Annotated in this window: 11 protein-coding genes; 2 read left to right on the forward strand and 9 right to left on the reverse strand. The window is 60.8% G+C overall.

The window, feature by feature from the left end; all coding sequences use genetic code 11:
• Nucleotides 1-7: 7 nt before the first annotated feature.
• The 9 genes from hisG to FE782_RS26300 all read right to left on the reverse strand — a co-directional run bounded on the left by hisG (nucleotide 8) and on the right by FE782_RS26300 (nucleotide 8,602).
• Nucleotides 8-643, reverse strand: coding sequence for an ATP phosphoribosyltransferase (hisG, locus tag FE782_RS26260; protein WP_138197330.1), 636 nt, complete (start codon nucleotides 641-643; stop codon nucleotides 8-10).
• A gap of 16 nt (nucleotides 644-659) precedes the next feature.
• A complete protein-coding gene (locus tag FE782_RS26265; protein ID WP_138197331.1) occupies nucleotides 660-1,865 on the reverse strand; it encodes an ATP phosphoribosyltransferase regulatory subunit in 1,206 nt (401 codons plus the stop codon).
• Between the two features lie 208 nt (nucleotides 1,866-2,073).
• The gene (locus FE782_RS26270) at nucleotides 2,074-2,601 is read right to left on the reverse strand and encodes an acyltransferase (RefSeq protein ID WP_138197332.1); all 528 of its coding nucleotides are present in this window, start codon (nucleotides 2,599-2,601) and stop codon (nucleotides 2,074-2,076) included.
• The gene (gene ppaX, locus FE782_RS26275; RefSeq protein ID WP_138197333.1) at nucleotides 2,598-3,263 is read right to left on the reverse strand and encodes a pyrophosphatase PpaX; all 666 of its coding nucleotides are present in this window, start codon (nucleotides 3,261-3,263) and stop codon (nucleotides 2,598-2,600) included. The genes FE782_RS26270 and ppaX overlap by 4 nt, the downstream gene beginning before the upstream one ends.
• Nucleotides 3,241-4,278 (reverse strand): prolipoprotein diacylglyceryl transferase, encoded by a 1,038-nt coding sequence (gene lgt, locus FE782_RS26280; RefSeq protein ID WP_138197334.1) that lies wholly within the window; start codon nucleotides 4,276-4,278, stop codon nucleotides 3,241-3,243. The genes ppaX and lgt overlap by 23 nt, the downstream gene beginning before the upstream one ends.
• A gap of 16 nt (nucleotides 4,279-4,294) precedes the next feature.
• Complete coding sequence (hprK, locus tag FE782_RS26285) at nucleotides 4,295-5,233, reverse strand: HPr(Ser) kinase/phosphatase (protein WP_138197335.1); 939 nt, start codon at nucleotides 5,231-5,233, stop codon at nucleotides 4,295-4,297.
• A gap of 144 nt (nucleotides 5,234-5,377) precedes the next feature.
• Nucleotides 5,378-6,496 carry an ABC transporter ATP-binding protein gene (locus tag FE782_RS26290; RefSeq protein ID WP_138197336.1) on the reverse strand — a complete coding sequence of 373 codons (1,119 nt, stop codon included), beginning with the start codon at nucleotides 6,494-6,496 and terminating at the stop codon, nucleotides 5,378-5,380.
• Between the two features lie 95 nt (nucleotides 6,497-6,591).
• Nucleotides 6,592-7,614 (reverse strand): PucR family transcriptional regulator, encoded by a 1,023-nt coding sequence (locus FE782_RS26295; RefSeq protein ID WP_138197337.1) that lies wholly within the window; start codon nucleotides 7,612-7,614, stop codon nucleotides 6,592-6,594.
• Nucleotides 7,615-7,657: 43 nt separating this feature from the next.
• A complete protein-coding gene (locus FE782_RS26300) occupies nucleotides 7,658-8,602 on the reverse strand; it encodes an MraY family glycosyltransferase (RefSeq protein WP_138197338.1) in 945 nt (314 codons plus the stop codon).
• 95 nt (nucleotides 8,603-8,697) lie between these two features.
• Here FE782_RS26300 and FE782_RS26305 point away from each other — a divergent pair, with 95 nt between their 5' ends.
• Both FE782_RS26305 and FE782_RS26310 read left to right on the forward strand, forming a co-directional pair.
• The gene (locus tag FE782_RS26305; protein ID WP_138197339.1) at nucleotides 8,698-9,963 is read left to right on the forward strand and encodes a nickel-dependent lactate racemase family protein; all 1,266 of its coding nucleotides are present in this window, start codon (nucleotides 8,698-8,700) and stop codon (nucleotides 9,961-9,963) included.
• A gap of 26 nt (nucleotides 9,964-9,989) precedes the next feature.
• The gene (locus FE782_RS26310) at nucleotides 9,990-10,553 is read left to right on the forward strand and encodes a beta-class carbonic anhydrase (RefSeq protein WP_138197340.1); all 564 of its coding nucleotides are present in this window, start codon (nucleotides 9,990-9,992) and stop codon (nucleotides 10,551-10,553) included.
• Nucleotides 10,554-10,683: the final 130 nt, after the last annotated feature.

A 10,683-nucleotide genomic window follows, 5' to 3' on the forward strand; every position in this document is an offset into this window, starting at 1 on the left:
GCCTCCTCTACGCGCGCACCGCGATCGCCGCCGACAGCCGGTCGCACAGCGATTGCACCGCTTCGCTCTTCATTCGGTAGCTGACCCGGTTCGCGATCAGGCGGCTCGTGATGTCGAACATCTTCTCCATCTCCACCAGACCGTTCTCCCGCAGCGTCGTTCCGGTCTCCACCATGTCGACGATCCGGTCGGCGAGCCCGATCAGCGGCGCCAGCTCGATCGAGCCGTTCAGCTTGATCACCTCGACCTGTTGGCCGCGCTCGCGGAAATATTTCGACGCCACGACCGGATACTTCGTCGCCACGCGCGGATGCAGCGTCGGCTTCCAATCCGGCAGCCCGATGACCGACATGCGGCAGCGCGCGATGCCGAGATCGAGCAACTCGTAGACGTCGCGGTTATCTTCGACCAAGACGTCCTTCCCGACGATGCCGAGATCGGTAACGCCGTATTCCACGTACGTCGGCACGTCGACCGGCTTCGCCATAATAAATTCCATCCGCAGCTCCGGCACCGGAATGATCAGCTTGCGCGAGTCGTCGAGATCCTCGGGCAAGTCGAAGCCCGCTTCTCGGAACAGCGCCGCCGCCTTCTTATAGATCCGCCCCTTGGGCATCGCGATTCGAAGCAAATCCTCGCTCATGTCCCGCTCCCCCTTCTTATCCGAACGTGACGACCCGATCGTATACCGCGCCGTTGAACACTACCGAACCGCCCCCATCCGAAAATGGAAGCTCCGCCGCGTCGGCAACCCGCACCGTCGTCACCGACACGTCGCCGCCCGAGGCGCGAATCGCCCCGGCCTGACGAAGCGCCTCCTCCCGCGCGTCGCTCGTATAAGCGACCAGCACGCGTTCCGTTCGCGCCGCCGCGCCCGCGTCGTTCGCCGCGACGTATTCCAGAATGCGATTCGTCTTCAGCGAGAAGCCCGTCGCCGGAGCCGGCCGCCCGAACTGGCCCAGCAGGTTGTCGTACCGCCCGCCGCTCAGCACGGGGAAGCCCAAGTCAGATGCATATCCCTCGAAGGTCAGTCCCGTGTAATAGTTGAAGTCTCCCGTCATCGTGAGGTCGATCAAGACGTCGGCAACGGCGTCGTAAGCGTTCAGCACCGCCCACACCTCGCACAGATGGCGGATCGCCGCCTGCGCCGTCGGACTCCCCGACAACGCCAACGCCTGGTCGCATACTTCCCGGCCGCCGCGCAGCCGCAGGATGCCTTCCAGCTCGACCCGTACCGATTCAGGCAGCTCGAGACGGCCCAGCGCCTCGCGGTAGCCGACGTAATCCCGCCGCAGCAGATGATCCTTCAGCGCTTCCTGCGCCTCGACCCGGCCCGGCAGCGTCTCCTCGAACAAGCCGTGCAAGAAGCCGACGTGGCCGAGCGCGACCCGGAACTTTCGGACGCCGGCCGCCTTCAGGCACGCGATCGACAGCGCGATCGCCTCCGCGTCCGCCTCTGCGCTCGCGTCGCCTACCAACTCTACGCCCGTCTGGAAAAACTCCGAGTTTCGCCCCGCTTCCTCTTCGATCGCGCGAAACACGTTCGCGTGGTAGGCGAGGCGAATCGGCAGCGGCCGATCCCGAAGCAGCGACGAGACGACGCGCGCGATCGGCGCCGTCATGTCGGACCGCATGACGAGCGTCGTTCCCCAGCGGTCTAACAGCTTGAACAGCTTCTTATCGCTCGTCGCGCTCGCCACGCCGACCGTATCGTAAAACTCCAACGTCGGCGTCATGATTTCCCGGTACCCCCAGCGGCGCATACAGGCCATGACGTTCGTCTCGATGCGGCGGAGCCGCTCCACCGCTTCGGGCAAATAATCCGTCACGCCGACCGGCTTCTCGAACACCTTCGGTTTGGACAAGTTGGTCTCCTCCTCGCGTCCCGTATCTATATAACGCAATCGCCTGATGCGGCGATATTAGCTCCAATTCTTTATCGCATTAAAGTGCTACCATATTAGCAAACGAAAGCGTTACTACGTACTATATCACGCGTCATGGGAGGCGTCAATCCGTCGATTTCGTTCGATTGACCGCCTCTCCCTACGCTCTGATCCAACGCCGCAATCGTCAATCCGCTGCATCGGCTCCCCCCGGCGGGACGTCTTCTTTCGCCGAGCCCAGCGTCCGCAGCGGATTGCCCCCGACGAACGCGCCGGGCGCGACGTCCTTATGGACGACGGATCCCGCCGCTACGACCGCCCCGTCCCCGATCACGACGCCGGGCAGCACGGTACAGTTCGCGCCGATCATCACCTCGTCGCCGATGACGACGTCCCCCAATCGGTACTCCTTGATCAAGTATTCATGCGTCAAGATCGTCGTATTGTAGCCGATGACGCAGTTGCGCCCCACCTGAATCCGCTCCGGGAAAAACACGTCCGGCATGACCATCAGCGCGAACGACGTCATCTCCCCTACCCGCATGCCCAGCACGCGGCGGTAAATCCAGCGCTTGACCGCCAGCAGCGGCATGTATCGGGAAATCTGAATAAAAACAAAATTCCGCACGGCTTTAGCGAAGCTCACCGTGCGGTACACATGCCATAACGCGTTCGCCGCCCCCGAAGGGGCGGGATATCGCTCTAATCGTCTCATACGCGTTCGACCCCCGCCGCGCCGACGATGTCCAATAGCTCGCGGATGTCGTCGATCCAATAGTCCGGCTCGCAGCGCATCAGATGTTCCTTGCTCTTGATCGACCAGCCGACCGCGACGGACCGGACGCCCGCCGCGCGGGCCGCCAGCAAATCTCCCGAGCTGTCCCCGACCATGAGCGCCGTCTCCGCGTCTACGCCCATCGCGGCGAGCGCCTTGAGCACCGGCTCCGGGTGCGGCTTCGCGTGCTCGACGTCGTCGAGCGAGACGATCGTCTCGATGAACTCCGCCATGCCGCACAGCGCGAGCCCCATCTCCGACGTCTTGCGAATCTTCGTCGTGACGACGCCCATTCGCACGCCGGCCGCCCGCAGCGCGGCCATCACCTCGCGCGCGTGCGGGAAGCCGCGGACGAGCTCGTCGTGATGGGCCCAGTTGTACTCGCGGTACAAGCCGATCAGCTCCTCGACCTCCTCGTCGGTCGTTACGCCCGCCGTCTCGCGGAACATATCGTGCAGCTTCCCGCCCATATACGGCGTCAGCCGCTCGCGCGTAACCATCGGCCAGCCCTTCCGCTCCCACGCGTGTTCGAAGGAGCGGAAGATCAGCTCGTTCGTATCCAGAATCGTGCCGTCTAAATCAAACAGTACCGTTCGGATCATGCGGTTCCTTACGCTCCCGTCTCTCTTCCGTAGTCGCTTGCTCCTCAGCCGGGTCCGCCGCCTCGGGCGCGCCCGCCGATGCCGTCGCCGTCCCGGACGCCGACGCTTTCGTCGACACGATCGGGTCCGAATATCGCTCCTTCGCGAAGCCCGCCGCCCTGCGGTAGACGATCAACGCGATCGCTCCGATCACGAGCAAGACGGCCAACAGCTGCGAAATCCGAATGTTGCCGTAATCCATCTTGCCCGGCGGCGCCAGAAGCAGCATCGGAGACCAGAGGCTCTCGAGCAGATTTTCCAACCACTTCGGCCCCGTGAACGCCAAGGAATCCGTCCGCAGCCCTTCGATGAAAAACCGCCCGATCGAATACCAGATGAAGTATCCGAGCAGCAGCTCGCCGGAGCGAACGATCGGAAGCCGCCGCAGCCCGAACAACAGCAGCAGGCCGGCGACGTTCCATACCGATTCATAAAGGAACGTAGGATGACGGTACACTTCGTCGATGTACATCTGATTGACGATGAAGTTCGGCAGATGCAGCGCATCGCGCAGAAACCCTTCCGTCACCGGACTGCCATAGGCTTCTTGGTTCACGAAGTTGCCCCATCGGCCGATCGCTTGTCCGGCGATCAAGCTCGGCGCGCAAATATCCGCGATACGCCAGAAGCTGTAGCCCTTATGACGGATATAGAGGAAGCCCGCGATCAACGCGCCGATGAGCGCCCCGTAGATGGCGATGCCGCCCTCCCAAATTTTAAAGATCGCGATCGGGTCGTCTTTGTAATCCTGCCAACGGAACGCTACGTAATACAGCCGAGCGGCGATGACGGAGGACGGAACGCCGATGAGCAGCAGGTCCATGAAGAAGTCCGGGATGATGCCGAACCGTTTGCCCTCTCGAACGGCCAACGCCAGACCGACCAGCGCCGCAGTCCCGAGGATAATGCCGTACCAATGCACCGTGAGCGGCCCGATCGCGAACGCGATCGGGTCCAGCGCCAATGAATGAATCATGAGCCGACCTCCTCCGTTATTCCACCTCGTCGAAGTCTTCCGCGATCGTCTCGGTGAGGCGATTCGTGAACTGCTGCGCGGCGTTGTAGCCCATCCGCTTCAGCCGGTAGTTCATCGCCGCCACCTCGATAATGACTGCTAGATTTCGTCCGGGACGAACCGGAATCGTGACGAGCGGCAAATCCGTGTCGATGATGCGGGTCTTCTCTTCGTCCAGTCCGAGACGGTCGTATTGCTTATCCTGCTGCCAGTTTTCCAGGCGCGCGACGACGGATATCTTCTTGAAGTTACGTACGGCGCCGGCGCCGAACAACGTCATGACGTTAATGATGCCGAGGCCTCGAATTTCCAGCAGATGTCGGATGAGATCCGGCGCGTTGCCGTGCAGCTCGTTATCGGCCGTCTGCCGAATTTCCACCGCGTCGTCCGCCACGAGCCGGTGGCCCCGCTTCACGAGCTCGAGCGCCGTCTCGCTTTTCCCGATGCCGCTCGTGCCGGTGATCAGCATGCCGACGCCGTAGATATCGACCAAGACGCCGTGAATCGTCGTCGACGGGGCGAGCCGATTTTCCAAATATCCCGTCAGTCGGCTGGCGAACATCGTCGTCGTCATCGTCCCGCGCAGCAGCGGAATGCCGTGCTTCTCCGCCGCTTCGATCAATTCTTGCGGTACGTCCAGGCCTCGCGTCACGAGCAGACACGGCGTCTCTTCCTGACACAGCACTTCCGCCCGCTCGCGGCGCATGCTCTCCGACAACGTCTCGAAGAAGCTCAGCTCCGTCATGCCCAGCAGCTGCACCCGTTCCTTCGCGTAGTAATTCGAATACCCCGCGAGCACCAATCCCGGCCGATGCAGATCGGCTACGGCGATCGGCCGCTTCAGCCCGTCCTCGCCGGCCAACACTTCCAGGCCGAAATGTTTGACCAGATCGGCCGCTTTCACCTTTTTCGCCATAGAATGAACGTCTCCCATTTTACGCACAGTTGACTTCTTTCCCCATCGTATCGGAAACCTATGGCGAAATCAACCAAACCGCCGCCCCCTCGGCATATAGAAAAAGAAGCCGCCCCTCCCGGGGCGACTTCTTTATCGAAATTATTACAAGAATACGTTCTTTTCCGTTTCCTTGTCGAAGATGTGCGCTTTGTTCATGTCGAATGCGAGACGGAGGTTCGAACCTTCCTTCACGCCCGCACGGCCGTCGACGCGAGCGATGATCGACTCGGTGCCGATGCCAGCGAGGTAGAGGAACATCTCGTGACCAAGGTTCTCGGCGACTTCGACGTTCGCGTTCACGATGCTGTTCGGGGACGCCTCGAGGAAGATCGGCTCTTGGTGGATGTCTTCCGGACGAACGCCGAACACGACGTCTTTACCGACATAACCCTTCTCGCGAAGCGTCTTCGCGCGGCCTTCCGGGAATACGACGTTCACGCCGTTCGCCTTGAAGCGAACTTCGCCGCTTTCATCGACCAGCTTGCCTTGGATGAAGTTCATCGAAGGCGAACCGATGAAGCCCGCTACGAACATGTTCACCGGGTAGTTGTACACTTCTTCCGGCGTAGCGGCTTGCTGAATGAAGCCGTCCTTCATAACGACGATCCGGCTGCCCATCGTCATCGCTTCCGTCTGGTCGTGTGTTACGTAGACGACCGTCGTCTCGAGGCGCTTGTGCAGCTTCGAAATCTCGGCGCGCATCTGTACGCGGAGCTTCGCATCCAAGTTGGAGAGCGGTTCGTCCATCAGGAACACTTGCGGTTCGCGAACGATCGCGCGGCCCAAGGCGACACGTTGGCGCTGACCGCCGGAGAGAGCCTTCGGCTTACGCTCGAGCAAGTGCTCGATGTCGAGGATCTTCGCCGCTTCGCGGACGCGCTTGTCGATGTCGGCCTTCTTGAACTTCCGGAGCTTCAAGCCGAATGCCATGTTTTGATATACGTTCATGTGCGGGTAGAGGGCGTAGGACTGGAATACCATCGCGATATCGCGATCTTTCGGAGCGACGTCGTTCACGACGCGGTCGCCGATGTACAGCGTGCCTTCCGAGATCTCTTCCAAGCCTGCGATCATACGAAGCGTCGTAGATTTGCCGCAGCCGGACGGACCGACGAGAACCAAGAATTCTTTATCTGCGATGTCCAAGTGGAAATCGGTAACGGATGCTGTTTCGGAACCCGGGTATTTTTTATAAACGTGCTCTAAGCGTACTCCTGCCATGATCAGTAGTCCCCCTAACACATATTGTTGTAACCTGATAAATTCATTCTACCTCAGGAGGGGGAGGACGACTATGCACAAGGTTTACAAAAAATCTATTTCCTTTTCGTTACTTTATACAAGAGAAGCGCCAATCGCACGAGTACCGCATGCTCGAAGTCCCGGACGTCCATCCCCGTCTCTTGTTTGAACTTGTCGAGCCGGTACAGCAACGTATTCCGATGAATGTACAAGCGCTTCGCGGTATCGCTGACGTTGCAGTTTTCGGTGAAGAACGCTTCCAGCGTCTGCAGCATCTCGGGATCGAACGACGGCTCCGCGCGCCGCAGCACGCCTTCCAGAAATCTGTTCTTCGCCCGCTTCGGCACCGCGTCGAGCAGCGTCTCGAGCCGCAGCTCCCATGGCAAGTGAATGTTGGAGGATAACCGGAAATTTCTTCCCAACTCGATCGTCTCGCGTAGCGTCGCGACCGTGTGCACGAGCGAGCCCGCCGGGGAAAAGGGGTACGTCGTCGCCACATGACACTCGCCGACCCACTCGCTGGCCGCCATATCCTGCAGACCCGACGCCAACGCGGACAACGCCTCTTCGATCGACTCCTCTTCGCCTTCCCGTTCCTCGGACAGCAACGACGCGTCCGCCAAAATCAACCACATCTTATTATGTAACGGGATGAGCGCGACCTCCGCCTCGAAGAACGTCTTCAGCAGCTTCTTCAGGTCGGCGTAGGAGCTTGAAGGCAGCCGCTCCGGATAATCTCCGTAGACGAGCAGCGGCACCTTCGATCCCGCAAGCATCGGCCAGCGCGCGAACGACTCCGGCAAGTCGGCGTCATGGTCGCCTTGCTCCAGCCGCTCCATAATCCAAGTCGCCAGCGCCGCGGCCAGCCGCTCGTCGTCCGTTCCGCCGCCTCCCGGCTTCGGCTCGGGCCGGGCTCCGTCTTCCAACAAGAGCTCTACAAGCTTTCGTTCCGATGACGTCAATTCGCCGTGCACGACGAGCGTCGCGCCCGCGGCCGCGAACGCCTCGCCCCGGACCGCTTCTCCGTGGTCCTTCTGCGCCGTTACTTTCTTCCCGAAGATCGTCTCTAGTTTACTCCGCAGCTGCTCCAGTTCCATCCTCGTCTCCTCAGCCTGTCCGTTTTTCCTTATTGTAGCACAGTCAACCGAGGGTTAAGAGCAAAAGGATCGAAAGGAGCGAAAATACCGCCCCGACCAAATAAAGGAAAGAGACGGTTTGCCTCTGATTCAACCCCCAGTGGAGCAGGCTGTGATGCGTGTGCAGCTTGTCCGCCCGATGAAGCCCTTTGCCCGACAGCAGCCTTCTCGAAAATACGATCGCCGTATCCATAATCGGCACGCCTACCGCGAGCAGCGGCACGAACAGCGACAGCGCCGCCGCGCTCTTGAACGCGCCGTCGACCGCGATAACGGCGAGCGCGTAGCCGAGGAAGGTCGCCCCGGCGTCGCCCATGAACATTTTCGCAGGGTAGAAATTGTACGCAAGGAAGCCGAGCGCCGCTCCGGCGACGACCGCCGCCGCCGCCGCGGACGGACCCTGCCCCTTGAGCAGCGCCACGGTCAGCAGCGTGAGCGACGAGATGACCGCGATGCCCGAAGCCAATCCGTCGACCCCATCGATGAAATTCATCATGTTGATCAAGGCGAACACCCACAGCATGGTCGCAAGTATGCTCCATCCGCCCCCGAACATCCACATGTGCTCGCCGCCGAAGCGGACGCCCGCGATCTCGATGCCGAACCAAACCGGAATCGAAGAAACGATCGTGTAGACGATAATGCGAGGCCATACCGGGAACTCCTTGCCCCTCGTCTTATATGCGTCGTCGACCAGCCCGACGGCCATTAGCGCGCCGCCTCCGTAGACGATTGACGCCGTCAGCGGCGTCCAGCCGATGAATGCGTAGAAGGCCGCGACGCAGCCTAGGAAGATCGCCACTCCGCCCATGAGCGGGATCGGCGTCCGATGAATTTTCCGCGGCGCGGGCCGATCCACGAACCCCCATCGCATCGCGGCGAGGCGAATCGGCGGGACTAAGCAGTAGACCGTTCCGAGCGCGGTTAACAACGCGATGGCGTAACGCACGTCGTTCCCCCCTTTTTCGTATTCGTAGGGTATCCCGGAATGGAACGCGCCAATAGCGGAAATAATTAGGTCCATCGAAAAAGGAGGCTGGTCCCTTGCGATTCGCCTACGGAACCGAAGAGTTGACCGTAACCTGGCCTTACGCCGATCCCGTCGTCCTCTCGTACCGAACTCCGGTCGCGGAGGGCGCCGACGCGGATGCGTTGCTGCGTCAGGCGCTCCGTTCGCCGATCGACTCCCCGTCCCTGCCGGAACTGGCGGCCGGTCGACGCGATGCGGTCATTCTCGTCAGCGACGTCACGCGCCTGAGCCCGACGGCGTCGTTCCTGGCTCAGCTGCTTGACGCGCTGAACGAGGGCGGCATTCCCGACGAACGGGTCCGCGTCGTCGTCGCGCTCGGAACGCACCGCGCCCAGACGGCGGACGAGCTGCGCGGCATCGCGGGCGAATCGGCGTTCCGCCGGGTTCTTGTCGAGAATCATTCCGCCGCTTCGGAGGACTGTCTGTTCGTCGGCACGACCTCGCTCGGCACTCCGATCGAGTTGAACCGCAAGGTAGCTGAAGCGGATCTGCGCATCGCCACCGGCAATATCGAGCCGCACCGGCTCGTCGGCCTGTCCGGCGGGTGCAAGGCGCTCTTCCCCGGCGTCGCCTCCGCCGCTTCGATCGAACGGCATCACGGGTTGTCGCACCGCTACCGCGCCGTTCCCGGATTCGCCGACAACCCGCTGCACCGCGACATCGAAGAAGCGTGCGCCATGGTGCCGATCCACTTCCTCTATAACGTGGTCGCCGATCATCGACGTCGCGCGCTGGCCGCGTTCGCCGGTCATCCTACGGAAGCGCATAGGCGGGGAGCCTCCTTCGCCCGCGACCAGTTCTTGGTCTCCAACGAACGCAAATACGACGTCGTCGTCGCCTCCGCGGGCGGATATCCGAAGGATATGCAGCTGTACCAAGCGATCAAGTCGCTCGAAAACGCCGCCGCCTTCGCGAAGCCCGGAGGCAGTATTCTGCTCATCGCCCGGTGCCAGGAGCTGTACGGGAACGGGACATTCCTGGAGTGGGCCGAGACGCGCATCGACCGCGAACGCGCCGTTCGCGAGCTGGAGGAGCGATTCGTGCTCGGCGCCCATAAGCTGCATATCCTGCATCAAGTGCTGCAGAAGCATCGAGTGTTTCTTTATTCCGACGTCCCGCGCCCGTTAGCCGAGCTGCTCGGTTTCCGGACAGTGTCCGATCTTCAGCTCTGGATCGACGAAGCGGCGCGCCGAGGAGCGTCCATGGCGGCGATGCCGTGCGCTTCGTTAACGTTCCCGGACCTTTCGGTTCGTGACAACGAGATGGGTTTTCAAGTATAATCTTCACCAGAGTGGAGGGGAAAGAGATGAATCATTTAGAATCGATCTTGGAGCACAATCGGGGTTTCGTCGAGGAGAAGAAGTACGAGAAGTACTTAACGGATAAATTCCCCGACAAGAAGATGGTCGTTCTCACCTGCATGGACACCCGCCTCATCGACCTGCTGCCGCGCGCGATGAACCTGCGCAACGGAGACGCGAAAATCATACGCAATGCAGGCGCGATCGTCACCCAGCCCTTCGGCAACATTATGCGAAGCATCCTGGTCGCATTGTATGAGCTCAATTCGTCGGAAGTATTCGTCGTCGGCCACCATGAATGCGGCATGACCGGATTGAACGCAGGCAACATTATCGAAAAGGCGAAGGCGAGCGGCGTTTCCGAAAATACGATCCAGACGCTTCGCAACGGCGGCATCGATCTGGAACGGTGGCTCACGGGCTTCGATAACGTCACGCAAGGCGTCATGAAGAGCGTGCAAATCATTAAGAATCATCCGCTGCTTCCCGCCGGCGTCCCGGTACACGGCCTCCTCATCCATCCGGAGACCGGCAAGCTCGACGTGTTGGTGAACGGCTACGAAGAATAAAGAAAAAAAGCGTTTCTTCTGAAAAGAAGAAACGCTCAGACTGTCGAGAAACCTCTCGGCAGTTTTCTTTTGTCTATTAGTTTTAACACGGCACCGCGTTAATGTGGTATAATATCGTTATTAAACCAAC

The sequence above is a fragment of the Paenibacillus antri genome, assembly GCF_005765165.1.
GTDB lineage: Bacteria > Bacillota > Bacilli > Paenibacillales > YIM-B00363 > Paenibacillus_AE > Paenibacillus_AE antri.

What these genes read in the sequence shown, in the direction of transcription:
- ppaX (WP_138197333.1), bottom strand. Translation starts at nt 3,263, where the DNA reads ATGATCCGAACGGTACTGTTTGATTTAGACGGCACGATTCTGGATACG.
- FE782_RS26270 (WP_138197332.1), bottom strand. Translation starts at nt 2,601, where the DNA reads ATGAGACGATTAGAGCGATATCCCGCCCCTTCGGGGGCGGCGAACGCG.
- lgt (WP_138197334.1), bottom strand. Translation starts at nt 4,278, where the DNA reads ATGATTCATTCATTGGCGCTGGACCCGATCGCGTTCGCGATCGGGCCG.
- hisG (WP_138197330.1), bottom strand. Translation starts at nt 643, where the DNA reads ATGAGCGAGGATTTGCTTCGAATCGCGATGCCCAAGGGGCGGATCTAT.
- FE782_RS26295 (WP_138197337.1), bottom strand. Translation starts at nt 7,614, where the DNA reads ATGGAACTGGAGCAGCTGCGGAGTAAACTAGAGACGATCTTCGGGAAG.
- hprK (WP_138197335.1), bottom strand. Translation starts at nt 5,233, where the DNA reads ATGGCGAAAAAGGTGAAAGCGGCCGATCTGGTCAAACATTTCGGCCTG.
- FE782_RS26290 (WP_138197336.1), bottom strand. Translation starts at nt 6,496, where the DNA reads ATGGCAGGAGTACGCTTAGAGCACGTTTATAAAAAATACCCGGGTTCC.
- FE782_RS26310 (WP_138197340.1), top strand. Translation starts at nt 9,990, where the DNA reads ATGAATCATTTAGAATCGATCTTGGAGCACAATCGGGGTTTCGTCGAG.